Consider the following 19,695-nt stretch of genomic DNA (forward strand, 5'->3'; position numbering starts at 1 on the left):
CGCCGCCCCGGCGGACCGCGACCGCCGGGGCCGTTGTCAGTGGTGGCTGTGAAGCTGAGCGGTATGGACGACAGGATGCTCCGACGCCGGGTCTACGGCGCCGACCACGAGGACCCCGACCCCGGACCGCGACCCGGACACACCTACGGCGAGCTGGTCGGCGGGCCGCTCGACGGGCTCCTCCTGGACACCACCGGCTGGAGCGGCCCCCAACTGGCCGAAGAGGCCAGGCTCCCCACGGAGATAGGGCGCTACGGAGCGGGCGGCCGCGCCCACTACCGCCGCCGTACGGGGGACCCGGGCCACTGGGACTGGACGGGAGACAGCCGCTGACGGCGGGGCCCGCCCCGGCGGCCGGACCGGCCGCCGGTTCCGCGCCCTCAGGCCTCCCGGCTCACCTTGCGGGCCCAGAGCACCAGCGGCACCTGCAGGGGCATCCGGACCAACGTCGCGGCCCGGACGGCGGGGGAAGCGTGGCGCGCATCGGCGGCCATCTTCACGTGCGCCGGGAACACGCCGACGAAGAACGCCGCCGTGGCCAGCGCGGCCACCCGGCGGGTGCGCGGATGGGCGACGCCGGCGGCAAGGGCGAGTTCGGCCACCCCGCTGCCGTACGTCCACGCGCGCGGACTGCCCGGCAGTGAACGGGGCACGATCGCGTCGAACTTCCCGGGTACGGCCGCGTGGGCGACCGCCGCAGTGGCCAGGAGACCGGCCAGTAGGACGGGGGAGGAGGCGCGTGGCATCGGGGGATCCTCTCGAGGGTGTCCGGGCCCGCGATCCTACTCGCCGGTAGTCGGACGTGGGTGAGCTCCGTGCGGTCCGGCCGCACGATCCCGTCCGGCCGCCCGTGCCCCCGTGCGGCGGCCGGACGGGGGACCGCGGTGGCCGTGTCGGGACATTCTTCGAAGAATTTCCCGGAGGCTGTCGATCCGGGCGTCTCCCGTTCGACGCAGGAGTGAGAGGCGGGGAGGTTCCCCGCCCTCCTGACCGAGGAGTCACCATGCCGCGCTTCCTGACGATGATCCGCATCGACGAGCAGGACCTGCCCAGCGATGAGTTCCCGCCCGAGTTCGAGCAGCGCATGGGCGCGCTGCTGGAGGAGATCACCAAGGCCGGGGTCATGCTCGACACCGCCGGGCTGCTCCCCACCTCCGCGGGGACCCGCCTCAGCTGGTCCGGCGGGAAGATCAGCTACACCGACGGACCCTTCACCGAGACCAAGGAGGTCGTCGGCGGCTACTCCCTCACCCAGTGCAAGGACAAGGCCGAGGCCATCGAGTGGACCCGGCGGTTCCTTGAGATCCACCCGGTGGAATGGAAGGTGAGCGCCGAGGTCCGGGAGATCCAGGAGATGTGATCCCGGCGCGCCCGCGCCGCGTTTGCCCTGCCCCGTCACGGCTGCTCTGATGGGTGGACGGCAGTGAGTGCGGCCCAGGCGGTCGAAGCGGTGTTCAGGATCGAGTCCGCGCGGATCATCGCCAGTGTCGCCCGCGTCGTGCGGGACGTCGGCATCGCCGAGGAGATCGCCCAGGACGCCCTCGTCGCGGCGCTGGAGCAGTGGCCCCGGACGGGGGTTCCGGACCGGCCGGGCGCCTGGCTCATGACCACCGCCAAGCACCGCGCGATCGACCTCGTCCGCCGCAAGGAGACCTACGCGCGCAAGCTCGCGGAGGTCGGCCGGAGCCTGCAGGACGTGCCACCGCCCGCCGAGCCTGCGGACCCCGAGGACATCGACGACGACCTGTTGCGCCTGATCTTCACCTCCTGCCACTCCGTCCTCGCCACCGAGTCCCGGATCGCGCTCACCCTGCGCCTGGTGGGAGGGCTGACCACCCAGGAGATCGCCCGCGCGTTCCTCACCTCCGAGGCCACCGTCGCCCAGCGCATCGTCCGGGCGAAGCGGGCCCTGGCCAAGGCGGGGGTGCCCTTCGAGGTTCCGTACGGCGCCGACCGCGACGCACGGCTCTCCTCGGTCCTGGAGGTCATCTACCTCGTCTTCAACGAGGGGTACGCGGCCACCGCCGGGGACGACCTCGTCCGCCCCGCCCTGTGCGAGGACGCCCTGCGCCTGGCCCGGGTACTGGCCGCCCTGATGCCCGAGGAGCCCGAGGCGCACGGGCTGGCCGCGCTGCTGGAGTTCCAGGCCTCCCGGATCGCCACCCGCACCGGCCCCGCCGGGGAACCGGTGCTGCTCGCCGACCAGAACCGGGCCCGGTGGAACCGCCTGCTCATCCACCGGGGCGCCCGGGCGCTGGGCCGGGCGGGCAGCGGACCGTACTCCGTCCAGGCCGCGATCGCCGGCTGCCACGCGGCGGCGGTCCGTTACGAGGACACGGACTGGTCGAGTATCGCCACCCTGTACGGGCGGCTCGTCCAACTGGTCCCGTCCCCGGTCGTGGAGCTCAACCGGGCGGTGGCCGTCTCGATGGCCGAGGGGCCGGCGGCGGCCCTGCCGCTGGTCGACGGCCTGGCCCGGGAACCGGCCCTGCGCGCCTACCACTTGCTGCCGAGCGTACGCGGAGACCTGCTGGAGCGGCTGGGTCGGACCGAGGAGGCCCGCGCGGAGTTCGAGCGGGCGGCCTCCCTCACCCGCAACGCACAGGAACGCACCCTGCTCCTGGCCCGCGCGGCCCGCCTCTGAGCGGCGCGGCCGTCCGAGGAGGGGCCAGTCGTGCGACACCCTTGCCGAGGATGTTTACGTCCTATACTTTGTGTATCACGTAAACATCTGCTGGGGCGCGATGCGGCACCGCTCGCGCGGCGAGCAGTCGGAAAGGAGGGGCCCGATGCCCCGTGAGCCCCGGGGGCCGGGCGGATCCGCCGCCCCGCCCGATCTCGCCGCCGTCGCCGACCTGTTGTGGCGGGTCGACGCCGAGCGGACCATCGAGGGCCGACCGCGCCTCACCCCCCGCCGGATCGTCGACGCGGCCGTGGCCGTCGTCGACACCGACGGGCTGGACGCACTGTCGATGCAGCGCGTGGCCACCGAGCTGGGCTGTACGGCCATGGCCCTCTACCGGCACGTGCCGGGTCGCGAGCACCTGCTCGCGGCCATGGTCGACGCCGCCTGCGGCCGCCCGCCCGCGGCGACCGGGGCGGGCTGGCGCGCCGAGGTGGAGGCCTGGGTCGACGCGCTCTGGTCGAGGTACTGCAGCCATCCGTGGATGGTGCGGGTCCCGACGGTCAGCGCCCCGGTCGGACCGAACGAACTCGCTTGGTTCGAGGCACTGCTGAGTCCGCTCGCCTGCTCCGGCGCCGCCCGCGGCGAGCTGATCCCGCTCGCGACCTTCGTCTCCGGCGCCGTGCGCGACCTGGCCCGGATCGCCACCGAACTCGACCCGGCCGGCGCCGCCTCGTACGGACGGGTCCTCGCCGAGCGCCTCGACCCGGGTAACTTCCCCACGCTCTGCGCGCTCGCGGGCGAGCCGGGTCTGGACGAGGAAGAGGACGGCGCGGTCGCCCCGATCGTGGCCTGCGGCATCGCCCGCCTGCTCGACGGCATCGAGAAGGCCCCCTCCACAACCGACGAAAAGGGAAACCGATGAACGAGAACCACGTCTTACGCCTCACGGGCATCTGCGGCATCGCGGCGGGCGCACTCGCCGCCGTCGCCGTACCGCTGTACTTCGTCCACTCCGGACCGCCGCCCGCCGGCAACGTCCTGGCCCGGATCCTCCTCAACCTCCTGACCTGCGCGGCCCTGCTCGTCTTCCTCGCGGGCCTGCGTCACGTCATCCGCAGCGCGGGCCCCGCCTTCGCCTGGCCGGCCAGCGTGGTCTTCGGCGCCGGACTGGCCTACGTGACCGTCACCCTGGTCGCCGCGTCCGTCGAGGCGGGCATCGTCCTGGAGAACCCCGGCGGGCGACTCGACCCGACCGTGGACGGCCCGCTGGCCCACGCCAACATGCTGCTGCACGGCTCGGCAGCCCGGCTGTTGACGGCGGTGCTCCTCGCCGCCGCCGGGTCCGCGATCCTGCGCGCCGGGGTCCTGCCGCGCTGGACCGGGTACACGGCCCACGCCGTCGCCGCGGTCAACCTCGCCTTCGTCCCCTCCCTGTTCTTCGGGACGGACGCCGCCCGCTTCTACAGCGCCGTGGGCTGGGGCAACACGGCACTGACGGCCGCCCTGCTCGTCTACTGGGCCTTCGCCGTCGGGATCGCCCTGCTGCGGCGCACCTCGCCGGCCGGTGGGCGTGCGGCGGCCCGACCGGCCTGAGGCGGCCGAGGCTCAGCCGCGGCGGGCGACCGCTGCGACGTCCAGCGGGGTTCCCAGGGGCCGCCGCGGGGTGGTCAGCGCGATGGGCCGACGGAACCCGCCGGACCGGGCGATCTCCTGCACGGTCAAGCGCAGTCCTTCCTGGAAGTCGCCCATGGTCCGGCGGGCCGCCGGGGTGTCGACGTAGATCGAGTTCATGTGCATCCCCTCCGTGTCCCGTTGGAACCACGAACAGGCCCCGTTGGCCCGCGCCGACCACACGTGTGTGGTGGGCCGCCACTCGTCGTGGCGCTCGGCCCCGGGGCACTTGCGCATGTCGATGTACGAGAAGAAGTTCACCGGGTACGGCCAGGAGCGGGCGGCGAACTCCTCGGGCGCCAGCAGCTGCCACGCCCGGACGAACGGCACGTCGAGATGGCTCATCATCTCGCTGAAGCCGGCCCGGACGGAGGCCATGACCTGGGTGAAGTCCCGGCCGGGCGAGGCGTCGAACTCGATGGGCAGGGTGTTGACGAACCAGCCCACCGAATGCGCCCAGGTGTCCCGGCCGCGCTCGCTGACCGGCATGAAGCCGCGGTAGACGCCCGGGCCGCCGGCCTCGCGCAGGCAGACGGCGACCGAGGCGAGCACCCCCATGAACGGCTTGCCGCCGGCCGCCAGGCACGTCTTCTCGAACACCTCGGCCTCGGCGGCGTCCAGGAGGGTGGAGGACTCGTTGACGATCGGGTACATCCGGCCCGGCTCGACCCCGAGGTCGAGCGGGAAGCGCGGGAAGAACTCGCCGGCTTCCCCCATGAACGCCTTCCAGTAGTCCAGGCGTTCGTCACGGTCGTCGATGGACAGGTAGCGGCGGCGCTGCTCCTCGGCGAAGTCGAGGTAGCTGGGGGCGGGCGGCAGTTCGACGTCTTCGCCGCGGCACAGGGCCTCGTAGCCCATGGACACCTCGCGGGCCACGATCGGCATCGACATGCCGTCGCAGACGATGTGGTCGAAGGCGAGGTAGACCGTCGCGGAGTCCTCGCGTTCCACCGCACCCATGATGAACAGCGGCCAGGAGAGGGTGTCGATGCTCCGCTTGAACCGCTCGACGAGGAAGTCCCGCAGCAGGTCGGAGGTCTCGAACGCGCCCATCTGCCGGGGTTCGAGGGTCAGTCCGGCCGGGTCGAACGGCTCGCAGGCCACTTCGCCCGCCAACCGGCGGAACGCACACCGCAGGACCTCGTGCCGCTGCACGAAGGAGAGCAGGGACTGCGCCAGGGCCTGCTCGTCCAGCCGCCCGGTCACTTCGAAGGTCACCGCGACCCACGACGCGACCGGGTCGTCGGCGGCCCTGCTCTCCTCGGCGACGGTGAAGTGCTTGTCCTGGTTGAAGGACGCCTTCCTGCCCACCGGATCACCCGTGTCGGCGGCCTCCGCCGCCGTGGACCTGAGCCGCCACTCGACCACCCGGCCGGGTGCCATGTGGTGCATCTCCAGAGGAAACTGCCGCATTCCGTCATCCCTTCGCCCCCGAGTCAACCCCCAGGCCCTAACGACCCCCGGCCCGGGGAAGTGACGAATTCCCTCGGGCCGGGCGGGACGGAGCGGGACGGGGCGGGGCTTCAGCGGGAGTTCACGGGAAGTTCGGTCCGGCGGCGCCGGCCACCGCCTCCTCAGCCCGGCGGCCGTGCCGCGACCGCGGCGTCGAAGAGGGTCCAGCCGTCGAACTCCTTTGAGGCGCCGCCGGGCTGCCACCCCTGGGCCCGGGCCGCTGCCATCAGGGCCAGGGCGGTTCCGGGCTCGTACAGGTTCAGGCTCCCCCCGTCGATCTGGGCGACCTCTCCGGACTGCCCCAGATAGCCGCTCGGGGAGAACCTCCCGGTCTCCCTCTTCCGGAAGACGACGCGCAGGCACCCCGGGGCCCCGGCCAGGTGGACGGTGACGGTCTCGCGGCAGTCCTCGGCCGGGCCGGTGGCCGGCCGGTGGTGGGCGTGCCGCACCGACCACGTGTACGCGTCCCCGCCCACCACGAGACGTCGGGCCTTGGCACGAGGACGGGGCATCAGGACACCCCTGGGGGAGACGTCGGGGACAGGGTGTCGATCGGACGTGTTCGCACGGCTTCGGAAACTACCCGCGCGGTCACCGGGGACGCGAACGGATAGACCGCCCCGGAGCACGGCCCTATTCGGTGTGCAGGGCCGACGCGATCGTCATCCGGGCCGCCGACCGGGCCGGCACCAGCGCGCCGAGGACGGCGATCGCGACCCCCGCCAGCAGCAGGCCGGCCACGAGCGGGGCGTCCCAGACGTCCTTCATCGACTCCGGGAAGCTGACCACCCCGACGTGGTCCACGACCAGCCGGTGCGCGATCAATCCGAGCGGGACACCGAGCAGCCCGCCGACCGCGCCCACGCCCGCCACCGAGGTCACGGTCATCGCCACGACCTGCCGCGGGGTCATCCCGATCGACTTGAGCATGCCGAGGTCCCGGCGGCGCTCCCGGATGCTCAGGAGGACCGTGTTGAAGACGCCGAGCGCCGCCACGGTGCTCAGCAGGACGGTGAACACCGACGAGAAGGCGACGACGGTGACGGTGGCGGCGTTCCGGCCGTCCAGCACCGATACGCGCAGGTCGGGATCGACCGCCTCGGCCGCTTCCACGTACGCCGGCACGTCGGCCCCGACCGCGAGGCGCACCTCGTACTCGACGGCGCGTGCCTCCGGCGACAGCCGGAGGAAGGTCTGCCAGGTGGCGTCCAGGGCCTGCGCGTTGCCCTCCACGAGCTCGCCGACGACGGTCGCCGCCACCTGTCTGCCGTTCATCGCCAGGGTGACCCGGTCGCCGACCTTCAGCCCGTTCTGGGTCAGGAAGGCGGGCCCGGCCGTGATCTCGCCGGCCGCCCGTGCCTCCCGTCCCCTGGCGATCCGGCCCGCGGCCGCGGGGTCGTCCCCGCGGTAGAAGTTGGCGTAGACGGGCCGGATCTGCCCGACCAGGCTCACCTGGGCCAGCCCGCGGGCCCGTACCCCCGTCGCCCCGGGCAGGGACCGCAGCCGCTCCTCGGTCGGGCCGTCACCGAGTACGGGAGCGGGCCGGTCGTTCAGCGGCCCGCCCGCCTCCACGTGGATCCGGGCGCCGCCGCCCCGGCCGGCCTCGCCGAACGCGAGCATCGTGCTGGTCAGGCCGGTCGCCAAGGTCACCGTGGTGACCCCGAGGACGATGGCCGCCATGGTCATCAGGGTGCGTCCGGGCCGGGCGAACGGCTGGCCGAGGCCCAGGCTGACCGGACGCGGCAGCCGGGTGCCGCCGAGCAGGCGCTGCACGCGCAGGCCCCGCCCGGTCCGGGGGGCGCCGCCCGCACTGATCGCACGGGCCGCCGGCAGCCGGTGCGCCCGCAGCGCGGGAACCAGGGCGGTGAGCAGCACGAGGGCGGGCATCCCCAGCAGGCAGACGACGGACACCCACGCACCGACGTCGCCGACGGTGGCCCGGCCCATCTCGATGCCGGAGAACGCGACCCGGAGGACGGGCACGGCCAGTGCGTTGCCGAGCAGGGTGCCGAGGACGGCGCCGACGACCGCGGGCACGGCCATCATTGCCAGGTACACGGTGACGACCTGGTTCGGGGTGAAGCCCAGGGCCTTGAGCACCCCGATGTGGCGGTACCCGGACACCACCGCCCCGCTGACGACGTTCCCGACGATCAGGGCGGACACGAGGAGGCCGAGCACACCGAACAGCGTCATGAAGGGGAGGTAGGCGCCGGCCAGGGCCGAGAAGGCCTGCTGGAGGGCGAGATGGGTCTGTGTGCCGGTCAGTGACCCTTCGGGCAGTCCGGCGGTCGCCCCGGCCAGCGCGGCGGACAGCTCGGCGTCCGTGGTGGAGCGCGTGAAGCGGTACAGCATCTGCGCGGCGGACGGTCGCAGTGCGGTCATCTGCTCGGGCGAGACCCAGGCCCCGGCCGACCTGCTCACGCCGGCCGCGACCCCGACGACGGTCAGCGGGGCGGATCCGGGGACGTCCAGTCTGGTTCCCAGCGGCCGAGGTCCTGGGGAGCCGTACGAGTTCCAGCCGACGACGATCTCGCCGGGCGCGGTCGCCCAGTGGCCCTCCAGGAGCTCGATCCGGTCCACCGGGCCCCCCGGGTCGGCCCGACCCACCACCGTGAGGGAGCCGCCCGCCATCCACAGCCAGCCCGCAGGGACGTCCAGGACGGTCTGCTCGAACGGCCCGGCCGCGGCCTCCACCCCGGGCCGGTCGGCGGTCCGCGCGAGTTGCTCCGGAGAGGCCTTCGCCGTGTCGAAGGTCGCCACGGTGTGCGGGCCGCGCTGGGCGGCGTACGCCCTGTCGAAGGGGCTGGAAGCGGCGTCGAGCAGCCCCAGTGCGAGGAGGACGGTGGTGGTCGAGCAGAGCACGACGAGCCCGATGACGAAGGTCTGGAGCCTGCGGCGCCGCACGGCTGCGCGCGAGGCCCGCCACACGGCGCTCACGCGGTCGCCTCCAGTGCGCTCTGCCGGGCGACCCGGCCGTCGGCGACCTCGACCAGGCGGCTCGCGCAGCGGGTGGCCAACTGCGGGTCGTGCGTGACGATCAGGAGGGTCTGGCCGATCTGGTTGAGGTCGATCAGCAGGTCCATCACCTGCTCGCCCGAACGGCTGTCCAGGGCACCGGTCGGCTCGTCCGCCAGCAGCAGGGCCGGACGGTTCATCAGGGCGCGTGCCACGGCGACCCGTTGGCGCTCACCGCCGCTGAGCGTCGCCGGATAGTTGTTGCGGCGGTCGGCCACACCGAGCTCGTCGAGGAGCTCCAGGGCCCGGCGGCGCGCCTGCCGGGCCGGGGCGCCCGTCAACTGGGCGGCCAGCGCCACGTTGTCCAGGACCGGCAGGTCGTCGATCAGGTTGAAGAACTGGAAGATCATGCCGATGTGCCGGCGCCGGAAGAGCGCCAGCCCGGTCTCGTTCAGCCCGCCGAGGTCCTGGCCCTGCACCTCTACGGTGCCCGAGGTCGGCCGGTCGAGCCCTGCCACCATGTTGAGCAGCGTGGACTTGCCGCAGCCGGACGGACCCATCACGGCCACCGCGTCCCCGGCGCGGATCTCCAGCGACAGTCCGTCCAGGGCCTTCGCGTCGCCGTACTCCTTGTGCACGCCGTCCAGCCGTACGACGACCTACCGCGTGGTGTCATGATCACTTTTCATGACCCGAAACTAAGGCGGAGCCCGCGGTCACGGCGTCGGCCCGCGGATGTAACCGTACGAGCAGGTCATCCTGGGGATGTACGGCGGCCGTCCGGCACAATGGCGTCGAGGCTTACGGGGCGGGGAGTTCGAGGTGGGGACGGTCATCGCCGCGGTCGCGGCCTGCGTGTCCGCGGCGGCGGCCGGTGCGCTCGGCGTGGCCCTGCTGCGCGCGCGGCGCAGCCACCGCGTGGCGCTCGAGGAGCGAGGCTGGCTGCTGGAGCGGGAGCGCGAGGGCGCGGCCCGCAGCGCCGTCGACGCCGAACGGGCCAGGATCGCGGCGGAGCTCCACGACGTCGTCAGCCACAATGTGAGCCTGATGGTGGTCCAGGCCGGGGCCGCCCGCGAGGTGCTCGCCACCCTGCCCGAGGAGGCCGCGGCGGCGATGGGCGCCGTGGAGCGGGCCGGGCGGGACACGATGACCGAACTGCGGCACCTGCTGGGCCTGCTCGCCCCCGCCCAGGACGGCGCGGACGAACCGTACGGGGCCCCGGGCGCCACCCGGTTGGCGCCGCAGCCGAGCCTCGCCCGGCTCAGCCCGCTGATCGACCGGTTCGCCTTCGCCGGGCTGCAGGTGGAGGTGCGGATATCCGGGGAGCCGCGCCCGATCCCGGCCGGGATCGACGTCACGGCGTACCGGATCATCCAGGAGGCGCTCACGAACGCGCTCAAACACGGGGACGGGGGCAGGACCGAGGTGACCGTGCGGTACCAGGAGCACGCGCTGCGCGTGGAAGTGCTGGGCGGCGGCCCCAGCGTGCTGACGGGACGTGCGCCCGGGCCGGGACCGGCCGGCGGCCGGACCGGGCCGAAGGCCGAGGGTGCCGGTCGCGGGCTGCTCGGCCTGCGCGAGCGCGTCGCCGTCTACGGCGGCGACCTCGATGCCCGCCGCCGCCTCGGCGGCGGCTACCGGGTGCGCGCCCGGCTCCCGCTGGAGCGGTCGTGACCACCCCGGACGGGCCCGCCGTGCCGGACGTGCCCGAGGTGCCCGACGGGCCCGCGCCGCGGGTGGTGATCGCCGACGACCAGGACCTGGTCCGCACCGGCTTCCGGCTGATCCTGACCGCCCGCGGGATCGACGTGGTCGGGGTGGCCGCCGACGGCGTGGAGGCCGTCGCCGCGGTGCGCCGGCTGCGCCCCGACGTCGTGCTGCTCGACATCCGGATGCCGAACATGGACGGCCTGGAGGCCGCCCGGCGCATCCTCGCCGAAGCCCCGGACTGCCGGGTGATCATGTTGACCACCTTCGACCTCGACGCGTACGTGTACGCCGCCCTCGCGGCCGGGGCCAGCGGCTTCCTGCTCAAGGACGTCACCCCCGAACACCTCGCCGCCGCCGTCCGGCTGGTCAGCACGGGTGACGCGCTGCTCGCCCCGTCGATCACCCGCCGCCTCGTGGAGCGCTGCGGCCCGGGCGCGGCCGCGTCGGACCCCGCCGCGGCGGACGCCGTCCGGCAGGAGCTGGCCGGGCTGACCCCGCGCGAACGCGAGGTGCTGACCCTGATGGGGCACGGGCTCTCCAACGCCGAGCTGGCCCGCGAGTTGACGCTGAGCGAGGCCACGGTGAAGACCCATGTGGCCCGCATCTTCGCGAAGTCGTCGTTGCGCGACCGGGCCCAGGCCGTGGTCCTCGCCTACGAGACGGGCCTGGTGACCCCCGGCTCGGTCACCGCTCCCCGTCCGGGACACCCTCCGGCGCCCGCGGGGTGACAGGCCCTCCGGGGCCGCCGTGCGGGCACCCGACGGTTGGCGGCGCCGCGCAGTGGGCCGTACGTCCGCCGGCCGGCCCATCGGGACCGAGCCGCCGTCAGGGCATCAGCTCCACCATCACGGCGCGCGGTAGCGAGGGGTTGCCCGCCGCCTCGCTCGCCACCCGGTGGTCCTCGTCGGCGAGCAGCTCGGTGATGGCCTCGGGCGGCAGCGCCGGGTGGGCGGCGGCCAGTGGCCGGGACGTTCGGTGCGCCAGGCAGGGGAGCAGGGCCGGGCCGGTCGCGTTGGGGTGCTTGGCGACCTCCTTGAGCGCCTTGCGCACACCCGGTCGGTGCTGCGTCACGTGCTCCAGCAGCGGACCGGACGCGTCCGGGTTGGCGGCCACCGCGGCGAGGACCTGTTCGCCGTGCCGCGCGATCATGGCGCGCAGCAGCTCCTCGGACAGGCCGGGGTGCCGCGCGACGGCCCTGACCACGGACGCGTCCGGATCGACCGCCAGCGCGTCGCGCAGCTCCGGGGGCAGGTCGCGCCGCTGCCCCACGAGCATCCGTACGGGGCCGTGGCGGGAGCCGGCCAGCTCGGCGAGTTCGGCGGGTGTGGCGGCGGCGATCCGCGGCAGCACGTTCCACGCCGCCCGGTCGCCCACGACGAGCTCGACCAGCAGGTCGAGCGGTACGTGCGGATGCTCCGCGACGGCGCGCCGTACCTGGATCTCCGGATCGGCGGCCAGGAGGCGGATCAGCTCCTGGCCGATCCCGGGGTTGCTCGCGTACGTGGCACGGAGACCGGGATGCGCCTCGGCGACGAGCCGGGCGTAGAGCGCCTGCGGCAGATCGGGGCGCTCGTGCAGCGCCCATCCCAGGGCGAGTTCGGGGTCCTCGGCCAGGGCGAGGACGACTTCGAGCGGGGTGGATGGGTTGGCCGATACCGCGAGGCGGACCTGGGGATCCGGGTGGAGGGCGAGGCGGGCGGTCACGGGCGAGTCCGTCCAGTGGGCCAGTTCCTGCACGATCTCCACGTCCGGGTCGGCGGCGAGCAGGTCCACCGCATCGGGCGGCAGGCCCGGGCAGGAGGCCAGCTTCCAGCGGATCTCGGCGTCCGGGTGCGCCGCGAGGAGGAGGGGCCACTCGGGGTGCCCGCGGCCCTCGTCGATCAGGGCGACGGCCGCGTACGGCCAGCACAGGGGATCCACGTCGTCGGCGGTGAGCGTCCCGTGGTACGCGAGGTACGTGGCGGTGCTCCTCGCGTATGCGGCCAGCGCCAGCACCTGGTCGCGGCGCAGATCGGTGCGCCCGGCCAGATCGTAGAGCAACTCGTCGGCGTAGTCCCGGGGGGCATCGGGCTGGGTGCCCGCCTCCTTCAGCGCGCGCGTCAGCAGGCGGTCGACGAGTTCCGGCGGCAGCGCCGGATTGGCGGCAAGTCCGCACAGGAGGTGGTTCAAGGGCGCTCTCCGGTCGGTGTGTGGGTCGGGGCGGCGGCAGCAGCGGTCAGGGCGGTGGCCAAAGCCTTGGTGTGGGGGTGCGGGCGTCTGCGCCGGGGCAGGACCAGCCCGATGTGTCGGGCCGGCCGCGGGGGGTCGACGCGGACCGCGGTCGACTCCCCGGCCCTGGTGAGCGAGACGTCCGGGATGAGGGAGACCCCGACCCCGGCCGCGACCAGGGTCTGTGCGAAGAAGTAGTCGGTGGTGGAGGCCGCCACCCGGAGGTCGAAGCCGGCGAGCTCCGCGTACCGGCGCAGGTAGGCCTCCGTCCTCAGGCAGCCCAGTACCCAGCGGTCGGCGCCCAGTTCGGCGAGGTCCACCGACGGCCGGTCCGCGAGGCGGTGGCCGGGCGGCAGCACCATCCACAGCGGATCCTCCATCAGCGGAACCCAGTCGAGCCCCGGGCGCTCACCCGGGCGGACGGGCGGCGGCCCGTCGAAGTGGTAGGCCAGCGCGAGATCGGCGTCCCCGGTGCGCACCATCGCCGCCGCGCCCTCCGGCTCGCTCTCCAGCACCGTCAGCTCCACCTCCGGGTGCGCCGCCACGAACCGGGGCAGCGCCGCGGGGAGCAGGTGCCGGCCCCCGCTGGTGAAGGTGGCGACGGTGAGCCGAGGCCGCTCCGCCGTGAGACGGTCGATGGCGTGGCGGACCTGGTCCAGCTCGGCGGAGATCGACTCGGCGGCCTCCACCAGCAGCCGGCCGGGCTCGGTGAGGGTGACCCCGCGCGTGCTCCGCACCGCCACCGGGTGGCCGATCGTGCGTTCCAGCGCCGCGATGTGCTGCGAGACGGCCGAAGGGGTCAACAGCAGGGCGCCGGCGGCCCGGTTGAAGCTGCCGTGCTCGGCCACCGCCCGCAGGACCCGCAGCCGGTGCACATCGATCATCAGTTTTCCTTACGATGCGTTCAGCGGCTGGTCGGTTCCGCTGGGGGACCATACAGCGGCACAGTCGAACGCATGAAGCGAATTCTTGTCATCGGCGGCAGTAGGTACTTCGGAAAGACCCTGGTCACCCGGGCGCGCGAAGCGGGAGACGAGGTCACCGTCCTCAACCGGGGCTCCGGCGCACCACCGCACGGCGTGGACCGCCTGGTCGCCGACCGCGACGACGAGGAAGCACTGCGGGCGGCTCTGGGCCCGCGCGAGTTCGACGTGGTCGTGGACCAGGTCTGCTACACACCGCTCCAGGCCGCCGTCGCCCGAAGGGTGTTCGCCGGGCGGACCGGGCGCTACATCATGACCTCGACGATGGAGGTCTACGACCCGGCCACGCTCCCCGCCGGCCTTCCCGCCGGCCTTCCCGCCGGCCTTCCCGCCGGCCTTCCCGACCCCGACCCCGCGCCCGGCACCACCTCCGTCCCCGTCCGGGCCTCCGGCCCCGGCCCCGTCCAGGTCACCGAGGCGACGCTCGACCCCGCGCGGTTGCCGCTCGCAGGGGCTGCGGGCCGCGCCACCGGGCCCTGGCCCGCGTACGTCTACGCCGAGGGGAAGCGGCAGGCCGAGGCCGTCTTCCTACGGGGCCCGACCTTCCCGTACGTCAGCGTGCGCGCCGCGCACGTCCTCGGCGGGGGCCCGGCGGAGTTCACCGGCCGGCTCGCGCACTACGTGGAGCGGATCGCGGCCGGAACCCCCGTCGACGTCCACGAAGCCCCGTACGCCACCTCGTTCATCCATCACCACGAGATGGCCGAATTCCTGCACTGGACGACCGCGCAGACCTTTACCGGGCCCGTCAACGCGGCCTCGCACGGCGCGCCCGACGTGCTCGCCCTCTGCGAGGCGGTCGCGGCGCAGGTGGGGCGACGGCCCCGGTACCGGGTGGTCGGGGCGGGAGTCGCAGCCTCGCCCTTCTCCTTCGACCGCGCCTACGCCATGGACAACGGCCGGGCCTCGGCCCTGGGCTTCGGCTTCGGTCGCGTCGTCGACTGGCTGCCGGGGGCGATCGCCGAGACCCCGCGCGCCGCCGGCTGACGCGGTCACTGGTCTCCGACCCGCCGCTCCAAGGGAGTTGCTACCGATGAGTTGCTCACACTGAAGGTCACGCTGCCGGCCCGGTACCGGTCGTCGGACCACTCGATCGGGCGGCCGGTCGCCGTCGCCGAGACGTGCCGCTGGCGCAGGAGCGGGCTGCCGCGCCGGATCTCCAGCAGCCGGGCGTCCTCGCTTCCGGCCGGAAGCGCGTCGATGAGGTGCTCGCCGTAGTGGGCGGTGACCCCCGACCCCTCGGCCAGGCTGTCCATGACGGAACGGCAGTCCACCGGCAGCGCCTCGACGGCCGCCGCGACCCAGTCGGCGTAGGCGGTCCGCTCCACCATCGTGGGCTCCCCGTCGAGCAGCCGCAGCCGCAGTACGGCCAGGACCTCCGTGCCGGGGGCCAGCGCGAGCCGGTCCGCCTCCTCGGCCGTGGCGGGCCTGCGGGTGCGCGACAGGAAGCGGCTGGCGGCCCGGTGCCCGAGTCCCTCGGCCCACTGGGCGAAGCTGTTCAGCTCGCCGAAGCTGTGCCGGCGCTCCCGGCGCAGGACGATGCGCCGCGCGCCCTGGCGGGAGCCGATCAGCCCCTCCGCCGCGAGGGTGGCGACCGCCTGGCGGACCGTCCCGCGCGACGCGGACCAGTGCGCCGCCAGGTCGCTCTCCGAGGGCAGGTGCGCCCCCACGGGGAGCTCGCCCGAGAGGATCTCCCGCCGCAGCGCCTCGGCGATCTCCAGGTACCTGGCCGTGCCCGCGCTCGTGCTCATGCCCTTCGCCCCCTGCTGGCCGTGTTCCGGCGGTGCCGTGTCGGAATAGCCGTGCACCGGTCTCCCATGATCATTCCAACAGGTTCTGTCACGGCTCCTTTCGGTCATTCTTCTCTCTTCCTCGAGACGTGCTCCGGGCGACAGGCGCCGTTCACCGTCCGTACAGCGGGCCCGGGCGAACTAGAGCCAACTTGTTCAGACAAGTGAACCCACCTTCGTCTCCGGGAGAGACCGTGCTCAGTTCCTCCGCCCGTCGCGGTGCGGCCGTTCTGCTCAGCGCCGCCGTACTCACCACGCTCAGCGCTTGTGGTGCCGCACCCGACCAGAAGTCCGGCGGCGCCGACGGCGCCAAGAACGGCGTGCAGCCGGGCGCCGCGACCTCGGTCGCCGACTTCGGCTCCTTGGAGGCCCTCGCCGCCGCCGCGCAGAAGGAGGGCGAGCTCAACGTGATCGCGCTGCCGCCGGACTGGGCGAACTACGGCGAGATCATCAAGGCCTTCGAGGCCAAGTACAAGATCAAGGTGAACAGCGAGAACCCGGACGCCTCCAGCTCCGACGAGATCGCCGCCGTCAAGTCCCGCAAGGGCCAAAAGCGCGCCCCCGACGTCCTGGACCTCGGCATCGCCTTCGCCCGCAGCGGCGCGGCCGAGAACCTCTTCGCCCCGTACAAGGTCACCGGCTGGGACAAGATCCCCGCCGCCCAGAAGGACGCCGAGGGCCGCTGGACCAACGACTACGGCGGCTACGTCTCCATCGGCTGCGACGCCGCCCGCATCCCCACCTGCCCGCAGACCTTCGCCGACCTCCTCAAGCCCGAATACAAGGGCAAGGTCGCCCTCAACGGCAACCCCACCAAGTCCGGTTCGGCCTTCGGCGGCGTGTACGCGGCCGCCCTCGCCAACAAGGGCTCCTTCACCGACATCCAGCCCGGCATCGACTTCTTCGGGCAGCTGAAGAAGAACGGGAACTTCATCCCGGTCGAGTCCACCCCGGCCACCGTCGAGAAGGGCGAGACGCCCATCTCCATCGACTGGGACTACCTGAACGCCGGCTACGCCGACCAGTTCAAGGGCAAGGGCGTCGACTGGAAGGTCGCCGTCCCCACCGACGGCGTCTACGCCCAGTACTACTCGCAGGCCATCAACAAGGAGGCCCCGAACCCGGCGGCCGCCCGCCTGTGGCTGGAGTTCCTCTACAGCGCCGAGGGCCAGAACCTCTGGCTCAAGGGGTACGCCCGCCCGGTCCTGCTCCCCGGCATGACCCAGGACGGCACCGCCGACCAGGCCGCCGTCGCCAAGCTCCCGCAGGTCCAGGGCACCCCGACGTTCCCCGCCTCCGAGGAGCTCGACAAGGCCAAGGCCACCCTCGCCGAGAAGTGGGACAAGGCCCTCTCCTGATGTCCTCCACCACCGACCCCCGCGTCGCCGGCGGCACCCGTCGCCGGCGGCGCGGCCCGCGCACCTGGCTCGCGACCCTCCCGCTGCTCACCTTCACCGGGCTCTGCTTCGGCATCCCGCTCGGCGCCATGGCCTACGGCGCGGTCACCCGCACCGACCCGGCCGGCGGCGCCACCCGGGTGACAGGTGAGCACCTCGCGCGCTCCCTCCAGGGCCCCTACCTCGACTCCCTCATCGGCAGCGTCCAGCTCTCCGCCCTCACCGCACTCGTCGGCGGCGTCCTGGGCGTGGTGATCGCCCAGGCCGTGGTCACCTCCCGCTCCGCGGGCCTGCGCGGCGCCGCGCTGACCGCCTCCGGGGTGCTCGCCAACTTCGGCGGCGTACCGCTGGCGTTCGCCTTCATCGCCACCGTCGGGATCTCCGGCGTCGTCACCCAGCTCGCCGACCTCACCGAACTCGGCTGGAACCTGTACTCCTTCACCGGCCTCACCGTGGTCTACCTGTACTTCCTGATTCCCTTGATGGTGCTGGTGATCGCCCCCGCGCTGGACGGGCTGCGCCCGCAATGGCGCGAGGCCGCGCAGAGCAGCGGAGCCACCGCACTGCAGTTCTGGCGCCACGTCGGCCTGCCCGTGCTCGCGCCCTCCCTGCTCGGCGGGTTCGTGCTGCTCTTCGGCACCGCCTTCGCCGCCCACGCCACGGCCGCGGCCCTCGTCGGAGGCTCCGTACCGCTGGTCACGCTCAAGATCGCGGACGCGCTGTCGGGGAACGTGCTCACCGGCCAGGAGAACGTGGCGCTGGCCCTCGGCCTCGACATGATCCTGATCGCCGGCCTGGTCATGGCCGTCTACCTGCCCCTCCAGCGACGGAGCGCCCGATGGCTGCGATGACCCCGACCACCCCGACCGCCCGGTACTCCGACGGCGCCCGGGACACGGAAGCATCGGAGACCGGTGGCCCGGAGCGGACCCCGGCCCGCCGGTCCCGTCGGCCCCGCCCCAGGATCTGGCGCGGAGCCGTCCTCGCCCTCGCCGGCGCCTACTTCCTCGTCCCGCTCGTCGCCTCGTTCGTCTTCACCGTGCACGTGCCCGGCCACGGCATCACCTTCGAGGCGTACACCGAACTGCTCTCCGCGGACGGCTTCACCGAGAGCCTGCTGCTCTCCCTCGGCCTCGCCGCCGCGACCATCGCAGTGTCGTTGCTGCTCGCCGTACCCGCGCTGGTGGCCGTACGCCTCGGCTCCCCGCGGCTGCGCCCGGTCGTCGAGGTGATGTGCATGCTGCCGCTGGTGGTGCCGCCGATCGCGCTGGTCACCGGCATCAGCACCGTGCTGCGCTGGGGCCCCGAACACCTGTCGCGGACCCCGCTCTACCAGACCTTCATCGCCGTCCAGAACGAGGAGTTCCCCGTCGTCCTGGTCCTCGCCTACACGGTCCTGGCGCTGCCCTTCGTCTACCGCTCGCTCGACGCCGGCCTGCGGGCCGTCGACGTACCGACCCTGGTCGAGGCCGCCCGCAGCTGCGGCGCGAGCTGGCCGTACGTCGTCCTGCGCGTGCTGCTGCCGAACCTGCGGGCCTCCCTCGCCGGCGCCGCCTTCCTCACCCTGGCCCTGGTGCTCGGCGAGTTCACCATCGCCTCCCTCCTCGGGTTCCAGCCCTTCGCGGTGTGGATCGTCTCGATCTCCGGAGCGCAGGCCCGGATGTCGGTGGCCGTCTCCATCCTCAGCCTCCTGATCACCTGGCTGCTGCTGATCGTCCTCTCCCGGGCCGGGACCACCCCCTCCACGGCCGCGGCCGCACCCGCCACCACCTCCCGCAAGGAGTCCTGAGTCCATGTCCACCACGCCCACCACCCTTCCCGCGGCCAGGAAGCCGGCGGAAACCGACCGGCCCGCGGGCGCGCGCGTCGAGTTCCGCGGCCTGCGCCGGGCGTTCGGGTCCGCCGTCGCCCTGGACGGGCTCGACCTCACCGTCGAACCCGGTGAACTCCTCGCCCTGCTCGGTCCGTCCGGCTGCGGGAAGACCACCGCGCTGCGCGTCGTCGCCGGTTTCGAACAGCCGGACTCCGGAGAGGTCCTCGTCGACGGACAGGACATCACCCGGGTCCCGGCCAACCGCCGCGACGCCGGCATGGTCTTCCAGTCGTACAGCCTCTTCCCGAACCTGAGCGCCCGCGACAACGTCGCCTTCGGCCTGCGGGTACGGGGGGTCGGCGCGGCCGAGCGCCGCGAACGCGCCGCCGAACTCCTCGACCTGGTGGGCCTGCCCGACCACGGCGACCGCTACCCGCACCAGATGTCCGGCGGGCAGCAGCAGCGCGTCGCCCTCGCCCGCGCCCTCGCCCTGCGCCCGCGCGTACTCCTGCTCGACGAGCCGCTCTCCGCGCTCGACGCCAAGGTACGGGCGAACCTGCGCGAGGAGATCCGGCGCCTGCAGCTCTCCCTCGGCATCACCACCGTCTTCGTCACCCACGACCAGGAGGAAGCCCTGTCGATGGCCGACCGGGTCGCCGTCCTGAACGCCGGGAAGCTGGAGCAGTGCGCCGCCCCGGCCGAGCTGTACGACCGCCCGGCCACCCCCTTCGTCGCCGAGTTCGTCGGCACGATGAACCGGCTGCCCGGACGGCTCGGCGACACCGGCCTGGTGGAGGTGGCGGGAGTGCGCCTGCCCGTCGACGGCCCGGTCCCCGCGACGCCGCAGGTGCAGGTCCTCGTACGGCCCGAGAACGTCACCGTCACCGCCGACGCGGAGGGCACGGCCACCGTGGTCTCCGCCTCCTTCTTCGGCTCCGTCACCCGGCTCCAGCTGGAACTGCCGGGCGGGGTGAGCGTCAAGGCGGACCTCCCCTCGCGGGACGCGGGAGCCCTGGTGCCGGGAAGGCGCGCCGCCGTGGGACTGGCCGAGCGGCCGGTGCTCGTCGTGGCGGGCTCCTCGTGAGCA

20 protein-coding genes are annotated in these 19,695 nt (G+C 73.5%); 12 read left to right on the plus strand and 8 right to left on the minus strand.

The genetic code is table 11. The features are described 5' to 3' along the window. The first annotated feature begins 63 nt into the window (after positions 1 to 63). On the plus strand, positions 64 to 333 hold the full coding sequence (locus tag OG207_RS39000; RefSeq protein WP_329105672.1) for a hypothetical protein: 270 nt from the start codon (positions 64 to 66) through the stop codon (positions 331 to 333). 47 nt (positions 334 to 380) lie between these two features. On the opposite strand, the gene OG207_RS39005 is transcribed toward OG207_RS39000, so the two are convergent. Then, the gene (locus OG207_RS39005) at positions 381 to 746 is read right to left on the minus strand and encodes a DoxX family protein (protein ID WP_329105674.1); all 366 of its coding nucleotides are present in this window, start codon (positions 744 to 746) and stop codon (positions 381 to 383) included. A 257-nt stretch (positions 747 to 1,003) separates the two neighbouring features. Between OG207_RS39005 and OG207_RS39010 the strand changes: the two genes are divergently transcribed. From OG207_RS39010 to OG207_RS39025, 4 genes are all read left to right on the plus strand, one after another. Beyond that, positions 1,004 to 1,360, plus strand: a complete 357-nt coding sequence (locus OG207_RS39010; protein WP_189742561.1) for a YciI family protein — start codon at positions 1,004 to 1,006, stop codon at positions 1,358 to 1,360. Between the two features lie 63 nt (positions 1,361 to 1,423). After that, entirely contained in the window at positions 1,424 to 2,644 is a 1,221-nt protein-coding gene (locus tag OG207_RS39015; protein ID WP_329105676.1) for an RNA polymerase sigma factor, read from the plus strand. A 145-nt stretch (positions 2,645 to 2,789) separates the two neighbouring features. After that, positions 2,790 to 3,548: a TetR/AcrR family transcriptional regulator gene (locus tag OG207_RS39020; protein WP_329105678.1), complete on the plus strand. Its 759-nt coding sequence runs from the start codon at positions 2,790 to 2,792 to the stop codon at positions 3,546 to 3,548. Continuing rightward, positions 3,545 to 4,219, plus strand: coding sequence for a hypothetical protein (locus OG207_RS39025; protein ID WP_329105680.1), 675 nt, complete (start codon positions 3,545 to 3,547; stop codon positions 4,217 to 4,219). Before OG207_RS39020 ends, OG207_RS39025 begins: the two co-directional genes overlap by 4 nt. Positions 4,220 to 4,231: 12 nt before the next feature. Here the strand turns inward: OG207_RS39025 and OG207_RS39030 are convergent, their stop codons facing one another. From OG207_RS39030 to OG207_RS39045, 4 genes are all read right to left on the minus strand, one after another. Then, positions 4,232 to 5,710: a condensation domain-containing protein gene (locus OG207_RS39030; protein ID WP_329105682.1), complete on the minus strand. Its 1,479-nt coding sequence runs from the start codon at positions 5,708 to 5,710 to the stop codon at positions 4,232 to 4,234. A gap of 161 nt (positions 5,711 to 5,871) precedes the next feature. After that, entirely contained in the window at positions 5,872 to 6,261 is a 390-nt protein-coding gene (locus OG207_RS39035) for a hypothetical protein (RefSeq protein WP_329105684.1), read from the minus strand. 121 nt (positions 6,262 to 6,382) lie between these two features. Continuing rightward, positions 6,383 to 8,689 carry an ABC transporter permease gene (locus tag OG207_RS39040; protein ID WP_329105686.1) on the minus strand — a complete coding sequence of 769 codons (2,307 nt, stop codon included), beginning with the start codon at positions 8,687 to 8,689 and terminating at the stop codon, positions 6,383 to 6,385. Next, the gene (locus OG207_RS39045; protein ID WP_329105688.1) at positions 8,686 to 9,345 is read right to left on the minus strand and encodes an ABC transporter ATP-binding protein; all 660 of its coding nucleotides are present in this window, start codon (positions 9,343 to 9,345) and stop codon (positions 8,686 to 8,688) included. The genes OG207_RS39040 and OG207_RS39045 overlap by 4 nt, the downstream gene beginning before the upstream one ends. Positions 9,346 to 9,529: 184 nt before the next feature. On the opposite strand from OG207_RS39045, the gene OG207_RS39050 reads away from it, so the two are divergent. Both OG207_RS39050 and OG207_RS39055 read left to right on the plus strand, forming a co-directional pair. Continuing rightward, positions 9,530 to 10,381 (plus strand): sensor histidine kinase, encoded by an 852-nt coding sequence (locus OG207_RS39050; protein WP_329105689.1) that lies wholly within the window; start codon positions 9,530 to 9,532, stop codon positions 10,379 to 10,381. Next, positions 10,378 to 11,145, plus strand: coding sequence for a response regulator (locus OG207_RS39055; RefSeq protein WP_402694154.1), 768 nt, complete (start codon positions 10,378 to 10,380; stop codon positions 11,143 to 11,145). The genes OG207_RS39050 and OG207_RS39055 overlap by 4 nt, the downstream gene beginning before the upstream one ends. Before the next feature lie 97 nt (positions 11,146 to 11,242). Here OG207_RS39055 and OG207_RS39060 read toward each other — a convergent pair whose 3' ends face one another. Together OG207_RS39060 and OG207_RS39065 are read right to left on the minus strand one after the other, a co-directional pair. Beyond that, complete coding sequence (locus OG207_RS39060; RefSeq protein WP_329105691.1) at positions 11,243 to 12,586, minus strand: hypothetical protein; 1,344 nt, start codon at positions 12,584 to 12,586, stop codon at positions 11,243 to 11,245. After that, a complete protein-coding gene (locus OG207_RS39065; RefSeq protein WP_329105692.1) occupies positions 12,583 to 13,509 on the minus strand; it encodes a LysR family transcriptional regulator in 927 nt (308 codons plus the stop codon). Before OG207_RS39065 ends, OG207_RS39060 begins: the two co-directional genes overlap by 4 nt. A gap of 72 nt (positions 13,510 to 13,581) precedes the next feature. Between OG207_RS39065 and OG207_RS39070 the strand changes: the two genes are divergently transcribed. Then, complete coding sequence (locus tag OG207_RS39070; RefSeq protein WP_329105694.1) at positions 13,582 to 14,595, plus strand: NAD-dependent epimerase/dehydratase family protein; 1,014 nt, start codon at positions 13,582 to 13,584, stop codon at positions 14,593 to 14,595. A 5-nt stretch (positions 14,596 to 14,600) separates the two neighbouring features. Here the strand turns inward: OG207_RS39070 and OG207_RS39075 are convergent, their stop codons facing one another. Further along, positions 14,601 to 15,359 (minus strand): GntR family transcriptional regulator, encoded by a 759-nt coding sequence (locus OG207_RS39075; RefSeq protein ID WP_266600392.1) that lies wholly within the window; start codon positions 15,357 to 15,359, stop codon positions 14,601 to 14,603. 233 nt (positions 15,360 to 15,592) lie between these two features. Here OG207_RS39075 and OG207_RS39080 point away from each other — a divergent pair, with 233 nt between their 5' ends. Genes OG207_RS39080 through OG207_RS39095 form a run of 4 tightly spaced genes read left to right on the plus strand, consistent with a single transcriptional unit; the run spans position 15,593 to position 19,692 of the window. After that, positions 15,593 to 16,756, plus strand: coding sequence for an ABC transporter substrate-binding protein (locus OG207_RS39080; protein ID WP_402694151.1), 1,164 nt, complete (start codon positions 15,593 to 15,595; stop codon positions 16,754 to 16,756). Further along, positions 16,756 to 17,646, plus strand: a complete 891-nt coding sequence (locus OG207_RS39085; RefSeq protein ID WP_329105699.1) for an ABC transporter permease — start codon at positions 16,756 to 16,758, stop codon at positions 17,644 to 17,646. The genes OG207_RS39080 and OG207_RS39085 overlap by 1 nt, the downstream gene beginning before the upstream one ends. Then, positions 17,643 to 18,584 (plus strand): ABC transporter permease, encoded by a 942-nt coding sequence (locus OG207_RS39090; protein ID WP_402694283.1) that lies wholly within the window; start codon positions 17,643 to 17,645, stop codon positions 18,582 to 18,584. The genes OG207_RS39085 and OG207_RS39090 overlap by 4 nt, the downstream gene beginning before the upstream one ends. A gap of 4 nt (positions 18,585 to 18,588) precedes the next feature. Beyond that, positions 18,589 to 19,692: an ABC transporter ATP-binding protein gene (locus tag OG207_RS39095; protein ID WP_329105703.1), complete on the plus strand. Its 1,104-nt coding sequence runs from the start codon at positions 18,589 to 18,591 to the stop codon at positions 19,690 to 19,692. Positions 19,693 to 19,695: the final 3 nt, after the last annotated feature.

This window comes from Streptomyces sp. NBC_01439 (assembly GCF_036227605.1).
GTDB lineage: Bacteria > Actinomycetota > Actinomycetes > Streptomycetales > Streptomycetaceae > Streptomyces.